This is a genomic window from Shewanella pealeana ATCC 700345 (assembly GCF_000018285.1).
Lineage (GTDB): Bacteria > Pseudomonadota > Gammaproteobacteria > Enterobacterales > Shewanellaceae > Shewanella > Shewanella pealeana.
Genome location: NC_009901.1, coordinates 4,648,401 through 4,673,420, shown reverse-complemented (window position 1 = coordinate 4,673,420; position 25,020 = coordinate 4,648,401). Strand labels below are relative to the sequence as shown.

General features: G+C 45.9%; 22 protein-coding genes. 13 read left to right on the top strand and 9 right to left on the bottom strand.

The genetic code is table 11. From position 1 onward, the window contains the following. Window positions 1-16: 16 nt before the first annotated feature. A complete protein-coding gene (locus SPEA_RS20200; RefSeq protein ID WP_012157037.1) occupies window positions 17-880 on the bottom strand; it encodes a YicC/YloC family endoribonuclease in 864 nt (287 codons plus the stop codon). A 272-nt stretch (window positions 881-1,152) separates the two neighbouring features. On the opposite strand from SPEA_RS20200, the gene rph reads away from it, so the two are divergent. Both rph and pyrE read left to right on the top strand, forming a co-directional pair. Then, the gene (rph, locus tag SPEA_RS20195) at window positions 1,153-1,866 is read left to right on the top strand and encodes a ribonuclease PH (protein ID WP_012157036.1); all 714 of its coding nucleotides are present in this window, start codon (window positions 1,153-1,155) and stop codon (window positions 1,864-1,866) included. A gap of 119 nt (window positions 1,867-1,985) precedes the next feature. After that, window positions 1,986-2,627 carry an orotate phosphoribosyltransferase gene (gene pyrE / locus SPEA_RS20190; RefSeq protein ID WP_012157035.1) on the top strand — a complete coding sequence of 214 codons (642 nt, stop codon included), beginning with the start codon at window positions 1,986-1,988 and terminating at the stop codon, window positions 2,625-2,627. 523 nt (window positions 2,628-3,150) lie between these two features. Here pyrE and folE read toward each other — a convergent pair. The 5 genes from folE to coaBC form a co-directional block, all read right to left on the bottom strand. After that, window positions 3,151-3,810 carry a GTP cyclohydrolase I FolE gene (gene folE, locus SPEA_RS20185; RefSeq protein WP_012157034.1) on the bottom strand — a complete coding sequence of 220 codons (660 nt, stop codon included), beginning with the start codon at window positions 3,808-3,810 and terminating at the stop codon, window positions 3,151-3,153. A gap of 269 nt (window positions 3,811-4,079) precedes the next feature. Then, window positions 4,080-6,044, bottom strand: coding sequence for an alpha/beta hydrolase family protein (locus tag SPEA_RS20180; RefSeq protein ID WP_012157033.1), 1,965 nt, complete (start codon window positions 6,042-6,044; stop codon window positions 4,080-4,082). A 136-nt stretch (window positions 6,045-6,180) separates the two neighbouring features. Beyond that, a complete protein-coding gene (gene slmA / locus SPEA_RS20175; RefSeq protein ID WP_012157032.1) occupies window positions 6,181-6,774 on the bottom strand; it encodes a nucleoid occlusion factor SlmA in 594 nt (197 codons plus the stop codon). A 99-nt stretch (window positions 6,775-6,873) separates the two neighbouring features. Further along, window positions 6,874-7,332 carry a dUTP diphosphatase gene (gene dut / locus SPEA_RS20170; RefSeq protein ID WP_012157031.1) on the bottom strand — a complete coding sequence of 153 codons (459 nt, stop codon included), beginning with the start codon at window positions 7,330-7,332 and terminating at the stop codon, window positions 6,874-6,876. Further along, the gene (gene coaBC, locus SPEA_RS20165; RefSeq protein ID WP_012157030.1) at window positions 7,332-8,525 is read right to left on the bottom strand and encodes a bifunctional phosphopantothenoylcysteine decarboxylase/phosphopantothenate--cysteine ligase CoaBC; all 1,194 of its coding nucleotides are present in this window, start codon (window positions 8,523-8,525) and stop codon (window positions 7,332-7,334) included. Before coaBC ends, dut begins: the two co-directional genes overlap by 1 nt. 149 nt (window positions 8,526-8,674) lie before the next feature. On the opposite strand from coaBC, the gene radC reads away from it, so the two are divergent. The 5 genes from radC to SPEA_RS20140 all read left to right on the top strand — a co-directional run bounded on the left by radC (window position 8,675) and on the right by SPEA_RS20140 (window position 12,372). Continuing rightward, the gene (radC, locus tag SPEA_RS20160) at window positions 8,675-9,352 is read left to right on the top strand and encodes a RadC family protein (RefSeq protein ID WP_012157029.1); all 678 of its coding nucleotides are present in this window, start codon (window positions 8,675-8,677) and stop codon (window positions 9,350-9,352) included. A 125-nt stretch (window positions 9,353-9,477) separates the two neighbouring features. Continuing rightward, window positions 9,478-9,714, top strand: a complete 237-nt coding sequence (rpmB, locus tag SPEA_RS20155; RefSeq protein WP_012157028.1) for a 50S ribosomal protein L28 — start codon at window positions 9,478-9,480, stop codon at window positions 9,712-9,714. 6 nt (window positions 9,715-9,720) lie between these two features. Beyond that, on the top strand, window positions 9,721-9,894 hold the full coding sequence (rpmG, locus tag SPEA_RS20150; RefSeq protein ID WP_012157027.1) for a 50S ribosomal protein L33: 174 nt from the start codon (window positions 9,721-9,723) through the stop codon (window positions 9,892-9,894). A 573-nt stretch (window positions 9,895-10,467) separates the two neighbouring features. Further along, window positions 10,468-11,790, top strand: a complete 1,323-nt coding sequence (gene argA / locus SPEA_RS20145; protein WP_012157026.1) for an amino-acid N-acetyltransferase — start codon at window positions 10,468-10,470, stop codon at window positions 11,788-11,790. Window positions 11,791-11,859: 69 nt separating this feature from the next. Further along, window positions 11,860-12,372 (top strand): PH domain-containing protein, encoded by a 513-nt coding sequence (locus tag SPEA_RS20140; RefSeq protein WP_012157025.1) that lies wholly within the window; start codon window positions 11,860-11,862, stop codon window positions 12,370-12,372. Window positions 12,373-12,424: 52 nt separating this feature from the next. Here the strand turns inward: SPEA_RS20140 and rarD are convergent, their stop codons facing one another. Together rarD and SPEA_RS20130 are read right to left on the bottom strand one after the other, a co-directional pair. After that, the gene (gene rarD / locus SPEA_RS20135; RefSeq protein ID WP_012157024.1) at window positions 12,425-13,312 is read right to left on the bottom strand and encodes an EamA family transporter RarD; all 888 of its coding nucleotides are present in this window, start codon (window positions 13,310-13,312) and stop codon (window positions 12,425-12,427) included. Between the two features lie 176 nt (window positions 13,313-13,488). Further along, on the bottom strand, window positions 13,489-13,953 hold the full coding sequence (locus SPEA_RS20130) for a thioesterase family protein (protein WP_012157023.1): 465 nt from the start codon (window positions 13,951-13,953) through the stop codon (window positions 13,489-13,491). Between the two features lie 171 nt (window positions 13,954-14,124). Here SPEA_RS20130 and recQ point away from each other — a divergent pair, with 171 nt between their 5' ends. Continuing rightward, window positions 14,125-15,948 (top strand): DNA helicase RecQ, encoded by a 1,824-nt coding sequence (gene recQ, locus SPEA_RS20125; RefSeq protein WP_012157022.1) that lies wholly within the window; start codon window positions 14,125-14,127, stop codon window positions 15,946-15,948. Window positions 15,949-16,013: 65 nt separating this feature from the next. Here recQ and SPEA_RS20120 read toward each other — a convergent pair whose 3' ends face one another. Then, window positions 16,014-17,804: a nucleotidyl cyclase domain-containing protein gene (locus tag SPEA_RS20120; protein ID WP_012157021.1), complete on the bottom strand. Its 1,791-nt coding sequence runs from the start codon at window positions 17,802-17,804 to the stop codon at window positions 16,014-16,016. A gap of 524 nt (window positions 17,805-18,328) precedes the next feature. Here SPEA_RS20120 and leuA point away from each other — a divergent pair. From leuA to SPEA_RS20095, 5 genes are all read left to right on the top strand, one after another. Beyond that, window positions 18,329-19,900: a 2-isopropylmalate synthase gene (leuA, locus tag SPEA_RS20115; RefSeq protein WP_012157020.1), complete on the top strand. Its 1,572-nt coding sequence runs from the start codon at window positions 18,329-18,331 to the stop codon at window positions 19,898-19,900. Window positions 19,901-19,985: 85 nt separating this feature from the next. After that, window positions 19,986-21,080 carry a 3-isopropylmalate dehydrogenase gene (gene leuB, locus SPEA_RS20110; RefSeq protein ID WP_012157019.1) on the top strand — a complete coding sequence of 365 codons (1,095 nt, stop codon included), beginning with the start codon at window positions 19,986-19,988 and terminating at the stop codon, window positions 21,078-21,080. A 2-nt stretch (window positions 21,081-21,082) separates the two neighbouring features. Continuing rightward, window positions 21,083-22,483, top strand: a complete 1,401-nt coding sequence (leuC, locus tag SPEA_RS20105) for a 3-isopropylmalate dehydratase large subunit (RefSeq protein ID WP_012157018.1) — start codon at window positions 21,083-21,085, stop codon at window positions 22,481-22,483. Between the two features lie 9 nt (window positions 22,484-22,492). Beyond that, complete coding sequence (gene leuD, locus SPEA_RS20100; protein WP_012157017.1) at window positions 22,493-23,098, top strand: 3-isopropylmalate dehydratase small subunit; 606 nt, start codon at window positions 22,493-22,495, stop codon at window positions 23,096-23,098. Between the two features lie 513 nt (window positions 23,099-23,611). Next, on the top strand, window positions 23,612-24,898 hold the full coding sequence (locus tag SPEA_RS20095) for an outer membrane protein transport protein (protein ID WP_012157016.1): 1,287 nt from the start codon (window positions 23,612-23,614) through the stop codon (window positions 24,896-24,898). Window positions 24,899-25,020 lie beyond the last annotated feature (122 nt).

Below are 25,020 nucleotides of genomic sequence, written 5' to 3'. Positions count from 1 at the left end.
CAAATCGATAAAAATCTTATTCCACGTTCTGAATTTGCTCACGCATCTGCTCGATAAGTACTTTAAGCTCAACTGCTGCAGAGGTGACTTCGGCACTGATTGACTTAGAGGCTAGGGTGTTTGACTCACGGTTAAACTCTTGCATCATAAAGTCTAGACGGCGACCTTGTGCGCCACCTTGCTTTAGAATGCGGCGCGTTTCAGCTACGTGTGCATCGAGGCGATCCATCTCTTCGGCAACATCCATCTTCTGCGCGAGTAGTACCATCTCTTGCTCCATACGAGCAGGGTCTAGTTCACCAGTGATTTCGGCTAAACGGTTGGTTAGCTTGTCACGCTGCCATTGCATAACGGTTGGCATGTGGCCACGAACGATGGTGACCTGCTCAACGATTTGGTCAAGACGTGTTTGTAGCATGGTGTTAATCGCATCGCCTTCACGGCCACGAGCTTCGATAAATTGATCTATTGCGCCGTCAAATGCGCTTAATAGCTCTTTACCTAATGCATCCATGTCTTGCTCTGAGCCTGACATCACACCTGGCCAGCGCAGTACGTCAACCACGTTGAGTTCGCCTTGGCCGGCTTCGTTCTTCACCCAGTTAGCGGCATTGATAATCTGCTTAGCTAGATCTTGGTTTAGCTGTAACTCGCTGTCGTTCTTTTCATTTAGGTCATAGCGAAGGTTTACTTCGACTTTACCGCGGTTTAGGCGTTTACGTAGACGATCTCTAAGAACAGGCTCCAAGCTGCGGAAATGTTCTGGTAGGCGTAAATAGGTTTCTAAGTAACGCTGATTAACTGAACGGATTTCCCAAGAGGCGGTGCCCCAATCTGCTTTGTGCTCGATACGAGCGTAGGCTGTCATGCTTTGGATCATGGATGATTTCCAGTGTGATTCGTCTAAGTGAGTTGTGATTATATACCCAAACAAATTTAAGGTGCAGGCTTTAGTGGTAATTTTGCTCATGCAGTGGTGATGATAAGGCGCTGCGCTAGGCTTTTGGGAATCGATTGTTGTTATTGCGAGCTTATGTGGAAAATCAGAAGGCTGTTTTCTGTTGAGTTTATGGATTCAGATAGCATAGTGGCGCACATATCCCTATAATATGCAGCCAAATTACCCCATGCCCTAAAATACAGGAATTCATCATGCGTCCAAGCAACAGAACTCCAGCACAGTCTCGCCCTGTGACTATCACTCGTCAGTTTACTGCTCACGCCGAAGGTTCGGTATTAGTTGAGTTCGGTGACACTAAAGTACTGTGTACCGCTAGTTTTGAAGAAGGCGTACCGCGTTTCCTTAAGGGCCAAGGCCAAGGTTGGGTAACTGCTGAATATGGCATGTTGCCACGTTCTACTCATAGCCGTATGCAGCGTGAAGCCGCTCGCGGTAAGCAGTCTGGTCGTACTCAAGAAATTCAACGTCTAATTGGTCGCTCACTACGCGCTGCGGTAGACATGAAGCTTCTAGGTGAAAACACTATCGTTATCGATTGTGACGTGATTCAGGCCGATGGTGGTACTCGTACCGCTGCTATCACTGGTGCATGTGTTGCATTAGTTGACGCGCTTAACTGGGCTCGTGGTAAAGGCATCTTGAAGACTAACCCACTTAAGTTCCTTATTGCTGCGGTAAGTGTTGGTATTTATAAAGGCGAGCCAATCTGCGATCTAGAATATATCGAAGATAGCGCTGCTGAAACTGACATGAACGTGGTAATGACTGAAACCGGTAAGATCATCGAGATCCAGGGTACTGCAGAAGGTGAGCCATTTAGCCACGAAGAGCTATTGAGCCTACTTGATTTGGCTAAGCACGGTATTCGCGAAATCGTAGATATCCAGAAAGCGTCATTGAGCTAATCATCGTTTTTGTTATTAGGGCCCTACGGGGTCCTTTTTGTAAGTAAAAAAAATCAACTAATACTAAATACTACTAAATAATACATAGAGTATTACCCCTACATTTTTAAGGAGAGATTGTGAAAGCCTATCAACGTGAGTTTATTGAATTTGCCCTAGAACGTCAGGTACTTCGATTTGGCGAATTTACGTTAAAGTCAGGCCGCACTAGCCCTTATTTCTTTAACGCTGGCCTGTTTAACACTGGCCGTGACTTAGCGCGTCTAGGTCGTTTCTACGCAGCGGCACTAGTTGACTCTGGTATTGAGTATGACTTGCTATTTGGCCCTGCATACAAAGGTATTCCAATCGCGACCACGACTGCTGTAGCACTGTGTGATCACCACGATATCGACATGCCTTACTGCTTTAACCGTAAAGAGAAGAAAGATCACGGCGAAGGTGGCAGCCTAGTAGGTAGCGAACTTCAAGGGCGCGTAATGCTAGTTGATGACGTGATCACTGCTGGTACGGCGATTCGTGAGTCTATGGAGATCATTGCTGCGCACAAGGCATCACTTGCGGGTGTGTTGATTGCGTTAGACCGTCAAGAGAAGGGCAAGGGCGAGCTTTCTGCTATTCAAGAAGTTGAGCGTGATTTTGGTTGTGACATCGTTTCAATCATCAAGCTTGAAGACTTGATCAATTACTTGTCTGAAAAATCAGGCATGGAAGCGCAGCTTGCTTCAGTAAGCGCTTACCGCGACCAGTATGGGATTTAAAGCTTACGGATGACGGAACGCTGCGCTTACGGATAACGGAACGCTGCGCTCACGGATAACGGAGCGCAGCGCTCACGGATAACGGAGCGCTGCGCTCACGGATAACGGAGCGCAGCGCTCACGGATGACGGAATGCTGCGCTCACGGATGACGGAATGCTGCGCTCACGGATAACGGAACGCTGCGCTCACGGATAACGGAATGCTGCGCTTACGGATAACGGAAAAGATAAATGCCGCGATTATAGTTAAATATAATCGCGGCATTTTTTTATGCTGTTTTACCGTCAGCGAGGAGCGTGCTGTAAGTGAGTCTACGAACGTTCCGTCTACAGTAGCGAAGCGTTCGTATCTGCTTAGATTTCCGTGAGGCCGAAGGCCGTTCTGTTATCCGTGAACGAGTCTACGAGTGTTCTGTCCTCGGTCTTTTGCTTCGCCGAAAACGAAAAAACGCTGCGTTTATGACGCAGCGTTTTTGTTTTGGTGCTTTAATCTTTTAGGACCTAGGACCTAGGACCTAGGACCTAATTGCTTAAGAACTCAGCTCTTGTCGCTGGGTTGGACTTAAAGATGCCGCCTAGTGCTGTAGTGGTGGTCGAGCTGGTCGAGTCCATCACGCCGCGTGATTTAACGCAGTAATGCACCGCATCCATCTTAACTGCCACGTCTTTAGTGCCTAGTAGTGCCTGTAGCGCCACTAGAACCTGCTGAGTCAGACGTTCTTGCACCTGAGGGCGCTGAGCAAAGAAACGTACGATACGGTTAATCTTAGACAGGCCAATGATGTTCTTGCGCGGTAAGTAGGCTACGGTCGCTAGGCCATCGATAGTCACTAAGTGATGTTCACAGGTACTGGTTAAGCTGATGTCATTCACCTTTACCATCTCATCGAAGCCCATCTTGTTTTCGATAACGGTGATCTTGGGGAAGTTGGCGTAGTCTAGGCCTGAGAATATCTCATCGACATACATCTTGGCGATACGACGCGGGGTATCGGCTAGGCTATCATCGCTTAAGTCTAGTGACATTAAGGTCAAGATTTCACGCATATGATGCTCAATCTTGTCTTTGCGTACTTCAGCGCTTAGCTCACTCGGCAACATCGGCGTCTCGAGGCCGCGCTCAATTAATGCAGATTGTACGATTTGAGCAGATTCACTGAGGATTGCTTCTTTTGATGTCATAAGTTCCTCCTTCACCATAAATAATGAGTGGTGAGATTCGTATCCTGTGTACTAGGGCCGTCAGTCTCATTGAGACTAAGTTATTTCATAAAAACAAGTTATCTCATAAAAAATGAAAATTATAGCGGTAGCTATTTGCATTGTATTTAGAGAGGACGGGAGGATACCGCTATTTGATTTAAATATATACCATAAATCGGTTATAGAAAGACAAAAAAGCCGATAGTTCTTATCGGCTTTGTTGGTTACGTTGTTTATATTGATAGGTATTATAGATTTAAGTTCTCTTTTAGAAATCCTAGCATCTCATTATAGTATTTAGCCCTGTGCGCATCATCGTAGAAGCCATGCCCCTCGTCATCCATCACCAGCTTTTTAAAGGGATACTTTTTCGCTTTTAGGGCATCCTCAAGGGCTTCAAACTGCTCGATAGGCGCTCGCTCGTCCTCTCCACCATGCACTAGCATGATGTTGGCTTTGAGCTTATCGACATTGTGGGTCGGTGACATAGACTTTAATAGACTTTCATCTTCACCTAGTACTTCTTTTAGGTAGCGTTTACCTGCACGGCGGCCTTGTACGTCACCCTCTTCGAACATGAGCTGAAGATCATAAACTCCGGCAAAACCGATAGCACACTTAAACAGATCCGGTTCTATCGCAGAGCTCTGAATCGCTGAGTAACCACCAAAACTCCCCCCCACAATGCAGATACGGTCTTTATCTACCATACCTTGCTCGATAACATATTTAGTGGCATCAATAATGTCGTATTGAATGTTGGTGCCCCATTTTTGGTGGCCTGCATTTTCAAACCCATTACCGTAACCACCAGAACCACGGAAGTTGATCTGTAAAACCGCAGCGCCTTGGCTGGCAATCATTTGGTTTTGCGGATCAAAACCCCACCAGTCTCTAGGTCCATGTGGCCCACCATGAGGGTTTACAACCAGTGGTAGGTTCTTGGCTTCAACGCCTGAAGGTAGGGTGATGTAGCCATGTATTTCTACGCCATCTCTGCTGGTAAAGTGAATCGGCTTGATTTCAGCCATTTTATTAGCGTCGATCCATTTCTTTTTAGACACCAAATATTCAAGTTTCTTCGCTTTGGTATAAAACAGGTAGTAGTCGCCAGGGTTACGATCATTAAAGGCTTTAATAATGATTATATCGGCATCGGTTGTTTGGCTGACTAAGTGGATCTGATGCCCTGGAAGTGACGCTAATAACTGCTTGATATACTTTGCAGAAGGGTCTTTAGTGTCAACAAACTCATAACTTGGGTAACCGTTTTCATATTCAACTGCATAGAGCTTCTTGGTGGTTGCATTAATCCAGATGTTACTTGGATCAACCACTTTATCTTGGCTAACGAGCTTTTTATCACCAGTTTTAATATTTACTAGGTACACGCCAGAAGGTTGACCCGCTTCGCTGGCGGTGACATATAGGCTGTCTTTGTCATCACTAAAGGCAATGGGTTTTATGCCATCTAAGCCAAGATTAAGCTTATCGGTGTCTATCCAGCTGCCATCGTCTCGATAATAGAGTTTGGTATTTACGTAATCTCGGGTTCCACTGACAAAACGCACGTCACCATCATGGTCGGTTAAGAAGCTTGAATAAGGGATTGGGGAGCTTGCGACTTTTTTTCGTCTGCCCTTATAAACGTCGACGCGATACACTTGCTGAGTATTCTCCGCCATGTTGCTGCCACCACTTCCCCAAGGGAGTGCCTGAACGAGCATATAGCGATCATCTTCGGGTAGCGGATCTAGAATATAAGCGGTCGCGCGGATGGGGGTGTTTTTTTTGAATTTTGAGCCTGTTTGTTGTTCACCACCTTTGTAACCAAATAGATAAGTTGCGTTTGAACCGTCGGCATTGACCGCCATCAGCTCACCATAGTAGAGAGGGTGATCGCTCCAGCCTTTGAGGTATTCTTTTTGTAATACCACGCGTTCATCATTGACCCACTCATAGTGGCCTACTTGTGCATTGCTACCGAAAAATATGGCGTGCACAGGGGATTTATCAGCAGCCTTTAAGATAAGCAGGGTGTTTTTGCCATCATTTTTGGTTATAACACTGAGATAATCTCCACCTGGAGAAATTTTGACTTGGGAGAACTCCGCCGAACGGCTGAATAAATTTGCGGCATCATTTGTGGTTGCCGATGCATTACAATTTAGCAATGCTAGGCAGGCTAAACTTATAATTTTAATTAGTTTCATACAACTTCCTTGTGGAAACGAATGTTAATTATTGCGGGTGTTTGTTGTTGGAAAAGTAAACGAAAATGAGAGGGGAAACAATAGTCGCAGGAGGAAATGGCAGCATGTATGGTCTGCTGCCATTTTTATAGAATAATTAGCTTTGAAGCAGTTGCTGTTGGATGAAGTTCCACTGCTCATTGAAGTGCTTGGTCGGCTTGAGTTTAAACTCACTACGAACAAACTGAGCGATTCGGCCTTCGGCAACGGCAAGCAGTAAGTTAGCTAACACTGCTTCATCGAGCTCAAAGCCTTTGCCTTCACGTAAGCTTTTTTCACGCAGGATTTGCTTTAAGTGGGTTTCAATTTTTGAGAATAGCTGACTGATACGGCTACGTAGACGTTCATTTTCGCCTAGCAGTGCATCACCATTTAATACTCGTGAGATCCCCGGGTTTCGCTCGGCAAATACCAGTAGTAGCTGCAGCAATTGCTGACAACGCTTCATGGTGTCTTTCTCTTCGTCCATGATCAGGTTGATGCGAGAGAGCAATGACTCTTCGATAAATTCGATGAGGCCTTCAAACATGCGCGCCTTACTTGGAAAGTGGCGGTAAAGCGCCGCTTCTGAAACGCCGACTTCAGCCGCTAATTTAGCTGTAGTGATCCTTTGTCCAGGGCTTGTTTCTAACATAGTCGCTAAACATTGGAGGATATGCTCACGACGGTTTATTTTCGGGCTTGCAGCCATTTATCTGTCCTTCACTCGATTACTACTGAGCGAGACGGCAAGGAAACATTGCTCCATGCTATCCATTAAAAGTGATTGCGTAAAAAGCTAAACAATCAGTTATTTGGTTCCTGAGTGGCCAAATCCACCTGCGCCGCGATCTGACTGATTAAACTCGTCTACCAGTTTAAATTCAGCCTGAACAACCGGTACAAAGACCAATTGCGCGAGTCTGTCACCGATTTCGATTGTAAAAGGCTCACTGCCACGGTTCCAGCAAGAAACCATTAGAGGTCCTTGATAATCCGAATCGATAAGTCCAACTAGATTGCCTAGAACGATGCCGTGCTTATGGCCTAATCCTGAGCGCGGTAAAATAATTGCCGCTAGGCTAGGGTCTGCAACGTGAATGGCAATTCCCGTAGGGATTAGCACTGTTTCACCCGGCTGGATAACAAGTTGGGTATCTGTGATGGCGCGAAGATCCATGCCTGCACTGCCTGGTGTGGCGTAAGCAGGAAGTGGAAACTCGGTGCCGATGCGTGAGTCTAAAATCTTTAATTCGATTGGTGTTTTCATCAGTTTTTTATTTTGTTCGCTATTAGAGTAAGCAATTGCTTGGCTAAAGTGTCTTTATCAACAGCGGGTAGGTCGGTGCTACCATCACTCCAAAATACGCTTAGGGCGTTGGAGTCACTGTTAAAGCCAATGGCGCTATTTGATACGTCATTAGCGGCAATCATGTCGAGCTTTTTACCTGTTAACTTTCCACGGGCATATTGCTCTACATCGTTGGTTTCAGCGGCAAATCCAACGGTGAAAGGTCGGTTAGCATGGCTGGCAACGCTGGCTAAGATATCAGGATTTCGCACTAGCGCAAGTTGCATCTGCTCTGCCGATTTCTTGATTTTACTCTCGGCGACTTCTGCGATGCGGTAATCGGCCACGGCGGCGCAGCCGATAAATATTTGGTGCATCTCAACTTGTGGCATTACCGCATCTAGCATCTGCTGAGCCGACTCAACATTGACTCGGGTGACGCCTGCGGGCGTCGCTAGATTGACCGGGCCGGCAACTAAGGTCACCTCTGCGCCCATTGCTGCTGCGGCTTTGGCAAGGGCAAAGCCCATCTTGCCTGAGCTATGGTTGGAAATATAACGAACCGGATCGATAGCCTCACGAGTCGGACCTGCTGTAAGCAGCAATGACATGCCTTGCAGCAGTTTTGGGCCAAAAAATTCAACTGCTTTTTCAGCAATCGCCACAGGCTCAAGCATTCTACCTGGGCCGACTTCGCCACAGGCTTGCGAGCCTGAATCTGGCCCCCAAATGTAGATACCGCGCTCGGCTACTTGCTTCAAGTTAGCTTGGGTTGCGGCGTTGCGATACATCTGTTGGTTCATTGCGGGGCAAATCACTACAGGGGCTTCGGTGGCTAGGCAGGTGGTGGTAATTAACTCATCTGCCATGCCGGCATTTACCCGAGCGATAAGGTTGGCGGTGGCTGGAGCTATGATGACTAGGTCTGCCCAACGTGCGAGCTCGATGTGCCCCATAGAGGCTTCGGCCGTAGGATCAAGCAGATCGGTCGCCACTGGATAACCGGAAAGCGCCTGCAAAGTTAGCGGAGTAATAAACTCTTGTGCACTTTGACTCATAACAACACGGACATCGGCGCCGCGTTCCTTTAACTTGCGTACTAGGTCGGCCGATTTGTATGCGGCAATGCCACCACCAATACCCAGTAATACTTTTTTGTTGTTGAGACCCATAGTTAACTCTTTTTGATAATCACGTTGTGGACCAAACTTTATGTCACACAGCTGAAGTTGGCCTAAGATATCACAAACCTCAAAATGGTGATGAACAACTTCAGAAAATCTAGACCATACTCATACATTAGAACAACAGGGAGGTTGTGATGGCGATAAAGGATTGGCCAGAAGGCGAGGCGCCGCGAGAAAAATTGTTGAGCCAAGGGGTAAAACAATTATCGGATGCCGAATTATTAGCTGTTCTGCTTAGAGTGGGTTTAAAAGGATTAAGTGCTGTAGAGCTGGCTCGAATCATGATAAATGAGTTTGGTGGACTTAGAAGCTTGCTTAATGCGTCTCAGGCACAAGTTTGTCGATTAGATGGAATTGGGCCGGTAAAATTTGCTCAAATGCAGGCCGCAGTGGAATTAGGTGCACGAATTTCGCAAGAAAACCTAAAAAGAGGTAAAATTTTATCGGATCCTGATTTAACTCGGGACTATTTAATGAGACAATTGTCTGATCGTGCCTATGAGGTGTTCGCTATTTTATTGTTAGATAGTCAACATAGGGTAATTCAATTCGTTGAATTATTTAGAGGCACAATAAATTCAGCGTCAGTTTATCCACGAGAAGTGGTAAGTTTGGTGCTTGAAAAAAAGGCTGCGGCTGTGATCGTGTGTCACAATCATCCTTCTGGAATTGCAGAACCAAGTACAGCCGATAGACGAATTACTGAGCGGTTGAAGCAAGCCCTACAAACTATTGATGTTTCCTTACTGGATCACATGGTTGTGGGCGATCGAGAGATAGTTTCTTTCGCTGAAAGGGGATGGATTGATTAATCTATTCCTTGATCTTTGATTTTAGATGCTGTATAAAATGCGCCCTCTGTTGTGTGCCTCAGGCGACGGCCGTGTTCGAGGTGCATTAATGCTCGAGCGTTAAATATTGTTTTGGAGAGATTGACATGTCAAGAGTATGCCAAGTAACTGGCAAGCGACCAATGGTTGGTAACAACCGTTCGCACGCGAAGAATTCAACGCGTCGTCGTTTTTTACCTAACCTACAGAACCACCGTTTCTGGTTAGAAAACGAAAAGCGTTTCGTACAGCTACGTATATCTACTAAAGGTATGCGTATCATCGATAAGAAAGGTATTGAAGTTGTTATTGCTGAACTTCGTGCCCGCGGCGAGAAGGTATAATAAACCATGGCTAAAGCTAAAGGTAATCGTGAGAAGATCAAGCTAGTTTCTAGCGCTAACACTGGTCACTTCTACACGACTGAAAAAAACAAACGTAACATGCCTGAAAAAATGGAAATCAAGAAATTTGATCCAGTTATTCGCCAGCACGTTATGTACAAAGAAGCTAAAATCAAGTAATTACTTGTTTAAGCATCTTGGAAAAAGCCTCTATTTATAGGGGCTTTTTTTTTGCCTAAAATTTAGTATCTCTCTAATACCAATCAGTATAAAGATTTGGTCGCTCAGCGAGAGTTTAGCGGTTTTGAGGCAAGGCAACGAGTGAAGAGCATAGTTGTTCTACGGTTAAGCTCGTTAACGCCACATCAGAACTGCTAAAACTCGCCATTCTGGAGCGTTTTTGGCTGCCTACTTCTGCGTTGAACAGCTTCACAAGGGAATAGCCATTCTTTCAGCTATTCGCCTTGAATTAGTTTGCCAAAAAAACGCTCTGAGTAGATCAACTTCTTATACTGATTGGTATAAATCCCTTCATATTTTTCCGCTGTAAATTCTGCCACATCGCTAACTCTTCATAAATTCTCAGTACGATATAGAGCGAGAATGCTTTGCTAACCAAAACTCAAAGTGTAAAGTGAAAATAAATGCTTTTTAAATGAATTTAAATGCAATATCATCTTTGTAAGTTGCTGGCTTAATGTGTAATGGCTGGCTGTTCAGGTGAATATCTATTTATTTTAAGGTGATTCTAGCGTGCGTACTACTGAACTTGTTGATGGATTTCGTCATTCTGCTTCCTATGTTAATGCCCATAGGGGCAAGACCTTCGTTGTGATGCTCGGCGGTGAAGCGCTGGCACAGCAACAGTTTCGCGCGATTATCAATGATATTGCACTATTGCACAGCTTAGGGATCAAAATAGTCTTAGTTCACGGTGCTAGGCCGCAGATTGATGAAGCGCTGGAGCAGCATAGTCTGGCAGCCGAATATTACAATGGTGTGAGGGTGACAGATGAAGATGCCCTTAAAGTGATTAAACAAGTGGTTGGCGGCTTACATCTTGATATCACGGCCCGCCTGTCGATGAGCCTCAGCAATACTCCGATGCAGGGGGCACAAATTAACGTTGTCAGTGGTAATTTTGTGATTGCACAGCCGTTAGGGGTTGAGGATGGTATTGATTATTGCCTCAGCGGTAAGGTGCGTCGAATCGATAGCCAAGGTTTGAAGCGTCAGCTTGATAATGGCGGTATCGTGTTGTTAGGCCCTGTAGCGGCCTCAGTGACGGGTGAGAGCTTTAATCTGACTGCGGAAGAGGTAGCCACTCAGATTGCAATAAAACTCAAAGCAGACAAGATGATAGGCTTTAGTGCTCAGAAGGGGATTTTGGATAGCGACGGACAAGTTATGGCAGAGCTGATGCCTACCGAAGCGCAAAAAATCTTAAATGATTTCCCTGAGGTTTCTCCCTTATGTGTAGGTACTAAGGCATTTTTAGAGGCCAGTATCGATGCCTGCCGTAACGGGGTGAGTCGCTGCCATTTTGTCAGTTATCTCGATGATGGAGCACTGTTACAAGAGTTGTTCTCGCGCGACGGTATTGGTACTCAAATTGTCACTGAGAGTGCCGAACGTTTACGTAGAGCGTCGATTAGCGATATTGGCGGCGTGCTTGACCTTATTCGTCCACTCGAGCAGAAAGGGATCTTAGTGCGGCGTTCACGTGAACAACTGGAGATGGAGATAGAGCAATTTATGCTGATTGAGCGTGATAGTTTGGTCATAGGCTGCGCGGCATTTTATCCTTTTGAAGAGGACAATGCGGGGGAGTTTGCCTGTTTAGTGGTGCACCCCGACTACCGTGATGCCGATAGAGGTAGCTTGCTACTACAAAATATTATTAGTCAGGCAAGAGTGAGAGGTTATTCGCGTTTGTTTGCCTTAACCACTCGCAGTATCCATTGGTTCTTAGAGCACGGCTTTAATATGGTCGAGGTTGATGCGCTGCCAGAGAAGAAAAAGCAGCTGTATAACTATCAACGCAAATCGAAGATTTTAGCGCTAGACTTAGACTGATTGGTATTAGAGGCTGACTAGAGTGTTGGCATCTAAAACTCTGGTTATCATCGTAAATTAGGAGCCGCCATGCCTCAAGTTTATGCATTGGCACCACTCACGCCAGCGAGTCATTGGAGCTTCATTGCTTTGCTGGCGGTTTTAGTCGGATTATTAACTTTTATCTATTTCAGCACGCTACCCCAAATCAGTAAAATTGTCAGTATTGGCTTACTTACGCTCATGCTGTTTGCGTTTAGTTGGTTGTTCTTTAAGGCGGATGATTCTAAGTTGATTATCGGTGAGAACAAGTTAATCCTTGATGTGCCATTTTACGCGATGACTCTGCCGCTTGCCGAGGTGGAGATAAATGATATTCAGCGTCTAGATTGGCAGCGGGAGCCCGATTTAAAACTCGAGTCTCGTCACAATGGTGTCGGGATGTCAGGTTATCAATTAGGCTGGTTTAGGCTGTCCAATAATCAGAAAGCCTTTGTCGTAATGAGCGAAGAAGAAAATTTGGTGATGATCCCAACGTTACGAGGATACCGGATCATATTGAGTCTACAAGAGCCGGATAAGCTGCTGAATCAACAGCGATAAAAAAGCGAACCCATTTGGTTCGCTTTTTCCGTTGAAGTAACACCAATCAGGGCTACTTCTTAGCTTTTCGCTTGTATAGCATGTCCAGCGTAAAGAGGAACAAGGCTGCCCAAATGAACGCAAAGGTAATGCCTTTCTCTGCGTCGAAGGGCTCGTTAAACAAGGCAATAGCTAGGATAAACATGATGCTTGGGCCTATGTATTGGAAGAAGCCTAGCATTGAAAACGGGATCCTAACGGCTGCAGAGGCAAAGCACAGTAACGGAACTGTGGTTACGATCCCCGCTGCAACTAAGAGTAAATTCAAACGCAAATCGTTAGTGAACAGATGGCTTAATGAATCTCCCATATTCGTAAACAGATATATGAGCGCGATAGGCAGCAAAATAGCGGTTTCTACCAATAATCCCGTCTTGGCGTCGACATTCACTTTTTTACGTAGCAAGCCATAGAAGGCGAATGAACAGGCAAGGCCCAGCGATACTAACGGAATGGATCCAAAGGAGATAAGCTGGATCATTACCCCTGTTGCCGCTAGTGCCACGGCGGCCCATTGCAGTTTACGCAGGCGCTCACCGAGGAATATCATGGCGAGACTCACATTCACCAGTGGATTAATGAAATAGCCTAAGCTGGCATCTAGCATGTGGTCGTTGTTGACCGCCCAGATAAATAGTAGCCAGTTACCGGCAATAAGTATGGAAGTCACACACAGCACGGCAAGTTGCTTTGGCTGTTTGAGTAGGTGACGCAAGCGAGCAAAACCACCAAACAGTGCGATTAAAATCGTGACAAAGAAAAATGACCAGATCACGCGATGCAGTAAGATCTCGGCAGCAGAGACGCTATCAAGCAATTTAAAATATATGGGAGCAAAGCCCCAAAGGGTATAGGCGCAAACTGCATAAATAATGCCTTTACGGTATTCAATTTCTTGCATTGGAATGTGCTAAATAGGGAAGTAGCCGCTGATTGTAGTCTTGCTTAACCTTAGACTCAAGTTGGCAGCTGTTTTAATAAAGCTAGTCGCTGTTATGCCAAACTGACAGTAAGGAAAGATTTACTGCCACTGGCTTTAGCGACCCAATTACGGCTTAGTTACGGCTTTATCACTTATTAGCCAACCATGTAAGTGCCTGTGCCGAAAGCGATATGGTCACCTTTTTCATTGTGCAGTTCCATCCGTGATACCGATACTCGGTTGCCGGCTCTTATGACTGTACCAGTGCCGGTAAAAATTTCGCCACGGCCAGGACGTAAATAGTCAACTCGCAGATCTATGGTGCCGAGTGTTTTAATGCGGTGTTCTAATTCATCTAACGTCCAGTCGTCTCTACTGGCAACTAGCCCAGAAAAAGCGGTGAGGCCGCCAACCACATCCAATACAGTGGCTGTCACGCCGCCATGCAAAATTTGCTGATGAATATTACCGATTAACTCGGGTTTCATAGTGACTTGGATCTCGACCCCATCCATATCATAACGTTTGATATCCATACCAAGTAGGTTGTGAAACGGCACGTGCTGATCAAAAATTTCGGCCACTCTGCGTAGGGTTTCTTGCTGAATAAGCTGACTCATCTTACTTCCTTTTGCCGATTAGTAATCTCATTATTCGCTTTAGAGTATTTAATCTATCGCTAATGGATACCGAGGCGCAAGCTTAAATTTTACTCAACAGTGTTGTTCGAGAGAGACAAGAGCCTCCGCCTCTATTAGAATAGTCGACCCAATTTTTAACACAGGTTCATTATGGATCAGGCGGCGCTCGATACTTCAGTCGATCAATTATCTTCCACCCTTCAGTCGGTATTTGGTTACCGTACTTTCAGAGAAGGTCAGAGGGAGGTCATTGAGCAGATCTGCGCAGGACAAGATTGCCTGGTGATCATGCCGACAGGTGGCGGTAAAAGCCTGTGTTATCAATTACCCGCTCTAGTCTTACCCGGTTTAACCGTGGTGGTTTCTCCCCTGATCTCGCTAATGAAAGATCAGGTCGATAGCCTTATCCAGACCGGAGTGTCTGCGGCTTACTTAAATTCCTCTCTGCCTAGAGAAGAGAGCCTGCAGGTGTTGCAGAAGATGCGTTATGGCGAACTTAAGTTGCTGTATGTGTCGCCTGAGCGCCTGTTGCAGGCGAGCTTTATCGACAGGCTACATGAGCTTAATGTATCTTTATTTGCTATCGATGAGGCGCACTGTATCTCGCAATGGGGTCATGACTTTAGACCCGAATATGCCGCATTAGGCCGCTTACGTCAGCAGTTTCCGCAAGTGCCGATTATGGCACTGACCGCGACAGCCGATAAGGCTACACGAGCCGATATTTGCGAGCGTTTAACCATTACACCGCACTCTTTACTGACCAGTTTCGATCGACCTAATATTCGCTATACCGTGGCTGAAAAGCTTAATGCAGCTAATCAGTTGCGTCAGTTTGTCGATGCGCAAAATGGGGCCAGTGGTATTGTCTATTGCAGCAGTCGCCGTCGAGTCGATGAGGTTGCCGAGCGCTTGCGCTTGCAAGGCCATCAAGCCGAAGCCTACCATGCGGGTAAGACTCAAGAAGAGCGCGCTGAAGTTCAGGATAAATTTCTAAAAGATCAGCTAGATATTGTTGTGGCAACAGTGGCGTTTGGTATGGGAATTAACAAGTCGAATGTACGCTATGTGGTGCATTACGATATTCCTAAGAGTGTTGAGTCCTATTACCAAGAAACTGGCCGTGCGGGTCGTGATGGCTTGGACTCGGAGGCGTTAATGCTATTTGACCCTGCCGATATCGGCCGAGTTAGACACTTAATCGAGCAGTCAGAGCCGGGTCCACAGCAACAGGTGGAGTTTCATAAGCTTAATACCATGGCCGCCTTTGCCGAGGCGCAGACCTGTCGTCGACAAGTGCTGTTGCACTATTTCGATGAACCTGCGCTTAAGGCGTGCGGTAACTGCGATATCTGTTTAGACCCGCCTAAGAAATACAACGGTATTCAAGATGCACAAAAGGTGTTGTCTTGTATCTATCGCATCGGTCAGCGCTTTGGCATTAATCATCTTATTGAAGTGCTGCGTGGTTCAAAGTCGGCCAGCGTGATTGAGCGTGGGCATGACAAGTTATCTACCTGGGGCATTGGCAAAGAAAAGAGCCACGAGCATTGGCTTAGTGTGATCCGCCAGTTGATCCATTTAGGTCTTGCCACCCAAGACATCACCCGCGGATCTTCGGTAACCCTTAATTCGTCTGCACGTGCCGTGTTAAAGGGGGAGGTTGAGTTACTGCTGGCTGAGCCTAGAATCGTGATTCAAACGACTAAGCGTCGCAGTAATAACCCGCGTGCACCACTCAATTACGACCGTAAGCTATTTGCAAGATTAAAGCTTTTACGCCGTACGTTGGCCGAAGAGTTAGATGTGCCGCCTTACTTGGTATTTAACGATGCGACTTTAGCGGAAATGGCTGCAATACTACCGACAAGTCCGGGTGAAATGTTGGCTGTTAACGGTGTCGGTGAGCGCAAGCTCGAACGTTTTGGTGGTGAGTTCCTCGATGAGATCGCCGATTATCTAGCGGAAGGTTAATGCAAAGAAGGCGAGTCCAGAGAATGCTTGTTATAGATAAACGGCTTAGCTGTATAATTGGCCCTTTAAGATCCTGACTTTCTTGATGGCTGATACTGCCGATTTTGGCTAACAGGCTTTAATCTTCTCAGCTGACTGATGTTGGCGCGCTTTATCATAGATTGTAAATTATCAAACTGCTGCATGCTGGCAAGGCCAATATTGACCTTACTGTCGTTTTGCCACTCTGCCACCGTATCCGATAACTGCTCGATGACATTGAGCGCTGCAGCCTCAGACGTATGAGGTAGCATGATTAACAATTGTTGTTTTTCCTGCAGGAACAACAGATCTTGAACCCTCAACTTCGTCTTGAGTTGTGCAATCATCAACGGGATCTCACTACTCAATACTCCGCTCGGATCGAGCACTAATAATGACAGAGGGTAATTCGCGTGCTTACTTACGCTAAGCATATCTTCTAGTTTTTGCTTGCCCGTCGCATTAGGCCTTACCGGCATAGGCTCTTTAATTTCCAGTGAAGATTTGGATGGTTGTCTGTAATACCAGGCGATAAAGATAATTAAGCTGAGCAGAATAAACAGTATTGGTAAGAGTTCCCTGGGGATAAGCTGGCTAGGTAGGGCTGCAACACTGGTACTTTGCTGTCTGTTGGAGACCTGTTGTTGACGGCTTAAGTCAGATTTTAAATGAGATAGCCAGATCTTCTGAATAAATAGGCTTTCTTTCTCAGAGGCCTTAAATTGCTTGAGTTGGTAATCATAGGCTAAGGCGTAGTCTTGCTTTTTGGCAAAGTAATCGGCTAGCACGGCATAGCAAAGCTTAAGATCCGTATAGCGCTTTTTCTGTTTGGCAGTCGCTACGGCTTCATTCATCAGTTCTAGGCCTAGCTTCTCTTTACCTTGAGCTAACTCGACTTGTGCTAGTAGATGTAGGGCACTAATGGTTGCGCTAGCGTTTGACTCTTTCTTAAAGGTATTAATGCTTAAATGAAGCAGTTGCTCTGCGCTACTGTATTTTCCACTACTAAAATCAATAAAGGCTATTTGCTTGTAAGCAACGGCTAATTCAAAGGGGCTGCCAAGCTCGGCAAGGTTACTTCTTGCTATTTGAGTATAGTGATCTCTTAACTTAGCTTGACGATTTGATTGCGCTAAGTTTGCGGCCGCAATTGATAAATTAAGCGCAATTTTTCCTGCAGAATCCTTATCTCTGAGTGCCTTATCTAAAAAAAGTTTAGCTTCTTTAGGCTCATTCACGTCCATCAACAACTTAGCCATAGAAGCATTTAAGTATGCAATAGGAGTTAGCAGCCACTGTGCATCATGGCGCTTAACTTGCGGATAAAGGTCTAGCGCTAGACGTAAGTCTTCGATGGCGGTGTCGTTATGCTGAACCTTTGCGTCTAGTTGGCTTCTGAGCCATAGGCCATTAATCAGGGCCTGAGGCTGCTCTAAACGACGAGACATGGCGATAGATGAGTGAAGTAAGGGTAACGCCTGCTGGTAATTTCCGTAATTAACATAGGCCTGAGCCATACAATTAAGAAAGTAAGGTCTAGCTTCATCTAACTTCAACTGCTTGGCTCTTGCTTCATTGAGTCTAGCTAGGTTTATAGCCGCGGCATTTTCACCTAGCTGAAGATAGGTTTCGCACTTAAAGGCGCTCATGCGTAGTTGCAGTACCTTGGGATCTAAGTAGGACTGGAGGTTTTGTTCAATGCCATGAATATTATTGAGGGCTTTACTAGGATATTGAAAGACTAAGGTATTGAGTTGCTCAAGCTGTTCTAAGGTTAATGAATACGCAGGCGAGAGCCACAGCATAAAACTGAGGATGATAATGCGCAAATCCATTTTTGAACGCTTCAGTGGGGAATCCTTATCCGCTTTCTTTCAACTTGGGCCGCATTATAACGAATCTAAATAAAATGTGCATAAAAAGCTTGTTGCGAGAGAATATTGCGACATGTTGGTGATATGTACGTTATTGAGACGTAAAACGGCGTAAAAGATCATTTTTACGCCATTATCTATCTATCTTGCGCTTTTTTAGAGCAATAAGTAGCTTGAAAATAACTCTAGTAAGCGAATTTATGGTTGACACAGGCAGCTGTGCAAGTTAAAAATTAATCGACTCAACATCAGTGTTGAGCATATTTATCTATTTAGGTTGAATAAAAAGTGATGAAATATACCGATGCACTACTAGGACTCCTTATTCTCATTCTCGCAGAACCTGCGCGGAGGACTTAGTGCTATACGCTTTAAAATGAGCCTGCATTAATAAACCCCGCAAATAGAGCGGGGTTTTTTGTATTTTAATCGTAACAAGCAAAGTGAACACATAACGGAACAGTGATGTTCAATGGAGAAACTAGATGTCTAACCGAGTGATTATATTTGACACCACCCTACGCGATGGTGAACAAGCATTAGCAGCAAGTTTAACGGTTAAGGAAAAACTTCAAATTGCACTCGCGTTAGAGCGTTTAGGTGTCGATGTGATGGAAGTTGGCTTTCCCGTTTCTTCTCCTGGTGACTTCGAGTCGGTACAAACCATTGCTAAAACTATTAAAAATAGCCGAGTTTGTGCCCTATCACGTGCATTAGAAAAGGATATCGATGCCGCTGCACAGGCCTTGTCAGTGGCCGAGCAGTTCCGTATTCATACCTTTATTTCAACTTCGACCATTCACGTCGAGAGTAAATTAAAGCGCTCATTTGATCAGGTGCTGGAAATGGCGGTTGGCGCTGTTAAGTATGCCCGCCGTTTCACCGATGATGTGGAGTTTTCTTGTGAAGACGCAGGCCGTACACCTATCGATAACTTATGTCGCATGGTGGAGGAGGCGATTAAAGCTGGCGCGCGTACCATTAATATTCCCGACACTGTGGGTTATACGGTACCGAGTGAGTTTGGCGGCATCATTCAGACTCTGTTTAATCGGGTACCCAATATCGACCAAGCGGTGATCTCGGTGCATTGTCATGACGATTTAGGTTTGTCGGTTGCTAACTCTATTACTGCCGTGCAGCACGGAGCTCGCCAAATAGAGTGTACCGTCAACGGTATTGGTGAGCGTGCGGGTAATTGTTCTCTAGAAGAGATCGCCATGATCTTATCGACTCGCAAGGGTGAGCTAGGACTTGAGACGGGTATTAATGCCAAAGAGATCCACCGTACCTCAAGCTTGGTTAGTCAACTTTGTAATATGCCTGTGCAGGCGAATAAGGCCATTGTTGGCGCGAATGCATTCACTCACTCATCGGGCATTCATCAAGATGGCATGCTAAAAGCGCAAAACACCTATGAGATTATGACGCCTGAGAGCATTGGCTTAAATCGCAATAACTTGAATATGACCTCACGCTCTGGCCGTCATGTGATTAAGCACCGTATGAGTGAGCTGGGCTATGGTGAGCAAGATTATAATATGGATGTCTTGTATGAGGAGTTTTTGACCCTAGCAGATAAGAAGGGTCAGGTGTTTGATTATGACCTAGAGGCGCTTGCCTTTATGGAAGCTCAAGCCGAAACCGATGATCACTATAAATTACAGCAGCTAGTAGTACATTCAGACTCTACAGAAGGCAGCGCAACAGCTACGGTCAAGGTTGCGGTTAACGGTGAAACCATTACCGAAGCCGCGACGGGTAATGGTCCTGTCGATGCCGCTTATAAGGCCGTTGCTCGGGCCAGTGGTTGTGAAATCAACATTAGCAGTTACCAGTTAAGCGCAAAAGGCGAGGGGCAAAATGCCTTGGGCCAAGTGGATATTACCGCTAAGTATCGCGAGCAAAACTTCCATGGTGTTGGCTTAGCTACCGACGTGGTTGAGGCGTCAGCCAAGGCTTTGGTCCATGTGATGAACCTAACTTGGCGCGCCGATAAAGTCGCCGATTGTAAGCAGCGTATTCAGCAGAACAAGCGAGAGCTCGGTGGCGTGTAAGCCGTAGAGTCGATACTAATGTGTTGAGCGCAAGAATATGTCTAAAGAATAAATTGAAGAATAAACCACAGGAGTGAGCCGAAGTATGAGTTATCAGATTGCAGTACTGGCCGGAGATGGCATTGGACCAGAGGTGATGGCTGAAGCACGTAAGGTGTTAAAAGCAGTTGAACAACGTTTTACACTTTCTATTGAATATTCTGAGTACGATGTTGGCGGCGCCGCTATCGATAATCATGGCTGCCCACTTCCAGAGCAAACCCTAAAAGGCTGTGAAGCTGCAGATGCGATTTTGTTTGGCTCGGTAGGCGGTCCTAAATGGGAACACTTAGCCCCAAACGATCAACCTGAGCGTGGTGCATTATTGCCACTTCGCGGCCATTTTGAGTTGTTCTGTAATATGCGCCCTGCCAAATTACACGCAGGTCTTGAGCATATGTCACCATTGCGCAGCGATATCTCTTCTCGTGGTTTTGATGTGGTTTGTGTTCGCGAGCTAACAAGCGGGATCTACTTTGGTAAGCCCAAGGGGCGCCAAGGTGAAGGCGAAAATGAAGAAGCCTTCGATACTATGCGTTATAGCCGTAAAGAGATTAGACGCATTGCAAAAATCGCCTTCGAGGCAGCTCAAGGTCGTCGTAAGAAAGTCACTTCGGTAGACAAAGCCAACGTGCTCGCCTGTTCGGTGTTATGGCGTGAAGTGGTTGAAGAGGTTGCTAAAGAGTTTCCAGAGGTCGAGCTAGAGCATATCTATATCGATAACGCGACTATGCAGCTACTACGCCGCCCCGATGAGTTCGATGTCATGCTGTGTTCAAACCTTTTCGGCGACATCATCTCTGATGAGATAGCTATGCTAACAGGCTCAATGGGATTACTGTCTTCAATTAGCATGAACAGCTCTGGTTTTGGTTTGTATGAGCCTGCTGGTGGCAGTGCGCCAGATATCGCGGGTCAGGGCATTGCTAACCCTGTGGCGCAAATTCTATCGGCAGCCTTGTTGTTGCGTCATAGCCTTAAACTTGAGGACGCGGCAACGGCCATTGAAAACGCCGTAGGAAAAGCGCTGAGTGATGGCTACTTGACGGGGGAATTGTTGCCTGCGGAGCAGCGTCACAATGCAAAATCGACTAGCGAGATGGGAGATTACATCTCTCAGTTAGTAAGAGAGGGGGTGTAATCATGGCTAAGACACTATATGAGAAAGTATGGGACAGCCATGTGGTTGTCGCCCCTGAAGGCGAAGCGCCCATTATCTATGTTGATAGGCATCTAGTGCATGAGGTGACCTCACCCCAAGCATTTAGTGGAGTTAAGGTCGCTGGCCGACAGTTACGTGCGCCACAGAAAACCTTCGCCACCATGGATCACAACACATCCACAACCAGCGCAAGCTTAGATGCACTTAGCCCTATGGCGCGTACTCAGGTTGAAACTCTAGAGCAAAACTGTAAAGAGTTCGGCGTTCGCCTCTATGATATTCACCATAAGAATCAAGGTATTGTGCATGTGATGGGCCCAGAGCTTGGCATTACTTTGCCGGGAACTGTGATTGTGTGTGGTGACTCGCATACCGCCACCCATGGCGCCTTTGGTGCTCTTGCATTTGGTATCGGTACATCGGAAGTTGAGCATGTGATGGCGACGCAGACACTACGTCAGCTAAAGGCCAAGACCATGAAGATTGAAGTTCGTGGTCATGTGGCTTCTGGGATCACCGCTAAAGATATCGTGTTAGCGATTATTGGTAAAATTGGCATGGATGGCGGCACAGGTTATGTGGTTGAGTTCTGTGGTGAAGCAATCGAGGCGCTGAGCATGGAAGGCCGCATGACAGTATGCAATATGGCCATCGAGATGGGCGCAAAGGCAGGCATGATAGCCCCAGATGCGACGACGGCTGAATACCTTGAAGGTCGTGAGTTTTCACCAAAAGGTGAAAGCTGGAGCCAAGCCGTTGCTGCTTGGGAGCAGTTAAAAACCGACGAAGGTGCAGTATTTGATGCCAGTGTGGTGTTAGATGCCATAGATATTGCACCGCAACTGACTTGGGGAACCAACCCAGGCCAGGTGGTTGCTATCGATCAGTTAGTGCCAAACCCACTCGATGCCACCAACTCTACCGTTCGTAGTAGTATCGAGAAGGCGCTGGAGTATGTCGATTTAACAGCGGGCACCTTGATGACAGATGTCAGTATCAATAAAGTATTTATTGGTTCTTGTACTAACTCTCGCATTGAGGATCTTCGCGCCGCAGCGGTTCACGCCAAGGGGCGCAAGGTCGCTGATGGGGTAAAGGCTATTGTTGTACCAGGCTCAGGGCTAGTTAAAGAGCAAGCCGAGGCTGAAGGTTTAGATAAGATCTTTACTGATGCCGGTTTTGAATGGCGCTTACCGGGTTGCTCTATGTGTTTAGCTATGAATGACGATAAATTGGAAGCGGGCGATCGCTGCGCGTCGACTAGTAATCGTAATTTTGAGGGCCGACAAGGGCGTGGCAGCCGTACTCACTTAGTGAGCCCTGCTATGGCCGCCGCTGCTGCGGTAGCCGGACACTTTGTTGATATTCGCAAACCATACTAGGAGCATAGCATGCAACCATTTATCTCACATACAGGGCTTGCGGTTATCATAGATAGTGCAAACGTGGATACCGATCAGATCATCCCTAAGCAGTTTCTTTCTAAGGTGACGCGTGACGGCTTTGGTGTTCACCTTTTTCACGATTGGCGCTATTTAGATGACGCTGGCGATCAACTTAATCCAGACTTTACTCTGAATAAGCCTCGCTATCAGGGCGCTTCTATTCTTGTGTCTCAAGAAAACTTTGGCTGTGGTTCGAGTCGAGAGCATGCGCCATGGGCGTTGGCCGATTTTGGCTTAAAAGTGATTATTGCCCCGAGCTTTGCCGATATCTTTTATGGTAACTCAATTAATAATGGCTTATTGCCTGTTAGGTTAGCTGACGCCGAAGTTAAACAGCTTATGGCTGAGGTTGAGGCTAAAGAGGGAGCGGAGATCAGTGTTGATCTTCAAGCTTTAACTGTGACGAGCCCGTCAGGCTCTCAATTCCATTTTGAAATTGCCCAATCGGCAAGGCATAACTTATTAAATGGGTTAGATGCAATTGGTCTGACACTGTCACATGCCGATACGATTGCTAATTATGAAGCTAACATTCCATCTTGGAGACGCTAATAACATTAAAGTCGTGTCTAAAAGTTAGCGTACATATGTACCATTATTGAGTTTTGATGAAGCCATTTAGATTTTTTCTAAATGGCTTTGTTTATTTTAGTCTTCGCATGATTAGTTTAGTTATTGTTTTTGTTGTATTTAAGTTTTCCTTGTTTCTGATTAGCTATTACGCGACAAAATAGCTAGTTATTTTCACTGCTATTAGGCTAAATATCTAGGGTACATGCGTACCGCGCCAGCGCTTGGTGCATTCTTTTGATTTAAAAGGTTATTTTTGATTTTGTGCGTAGCGTTTGCAATGTTGTTCAGCGACGCTAATGGCCTAGCTTGACACTGTTTTCATGCTTTAAAGTGTGATCTACTCTGTATTTCGTCTGTGCATAGCTGTTTTTGCCAGTGTTTTATGCTGTTTTTTATAAAGTACTTGAAAAGATATTCTGCAGTTGTAAAATCGCCGCCATTAAAAAGTGGAGTTAATACTCTACTTCTTGTTAACATAATTAGAGATTACCAATGAATAAGCGTTTAATAACTCTTGCTGTTAGTACGGCACTTTTGGGGACAGTTACACAGGTTCAAGCTGCTGGTTTTCAATTAGCTGAATACTCTGCAACTGGTTTAGGTCGTGCGTATGCTGGTGAAGCAGCCATGGCCGATAACGCTGCGGCGCAATTTCGTAATCCAGCTATGCTGACTTATCTCGAAGGCACGCAAATGACAACTGGCGCAATTTTGGTTATGCCGAATATTGATGTTGACGGCACGGTGAGTTTTGCGGGTCAATCAACTCCGTCATCAGCAAAAGATATTGCTGGCGACGCGGTAGTACCTAACTTTTATGTGTCACACCAGTTAAACGACCAATGGTTCCTAGGTTTAGCGCTTGGTAGCAACTTTGGTATGGCAACTGAATTAGATGATAGCTTCCTTGGTACTCAGTTTGGTAATGAAGCATCAATTACCGCTATTGAAGTAAACCCAAATGTGGCTTACCGCATTAATGACCAGTTTAGCGTCGGTGCGGGTGTTCGTTTGGTGTTAGGGGAAGGTAGCTTTGGTGCACAAGCGCCAACATCAGTTGGTCCTCTGCAAGGTACCACCCTTAAGTACATGGAAGGTGATGATATCTCTTGGGGTTGGCAGTTAGGCGGTGCGTGGCAGATCAATGCTAATAACCGTATCGGCTTTAACTATCGCTCAGAAGTCGACCAAAATCTTGAAGGCGAAGCGAGAGGCCTAGGTTTTGATTTCGCAATGATCGCTCAAGGTAAAGCGCCTTCTAGCCATTACGATGGTGCAATGGAATTAGCGCTACCAGCAACAGCAGAAATTGCTAGCTTCCATCAATTGACCGACAAACTTGCTATTCATGCGAGTGTTAACTGGACGGATTGGAGCTCATTTGAAAAGCTTGAAGCAATGATCCCTGAGATCTCAGCAGACCCAATCTTAGTGAAGCAAGAAAATTGGGAAGACAACTACCGCTTTGCAGTAGGTGCGACTTACCAGTTATCACAAAAATCAACGCTAAGAACCGGTATTGCTTATGACCAAGCTGCAGTGTCTGATGCTAACCGTACAACCACTATTCCTGAAGTTGATCGTTTATGGTTGAGCGTGGGTTATGGTTACCAGTACAGTGACAACCTAGATTTTGATTTTGGCGCAACTTACATCTTTGCTGATGAGTCTCCAATCCATGAGCATGACGAAGATTCTGCTATGTTTGGTGGTACTTTCGAAGGTCAAGTTAGCGGCAACATCATTCTAGTTGGTGTTCAGGCGACTTACCGCTTCTAAACTTAGTGCTAGGGTATGGGGCTAACCTTAGCTAAAGCTAAGCTGTTTCAGCCTTAACTGTTATTAAAGCCTCGCATCTGCGGGGCTTTTTTGTACAGGAAGTACTTATCCTCGAATGCCAT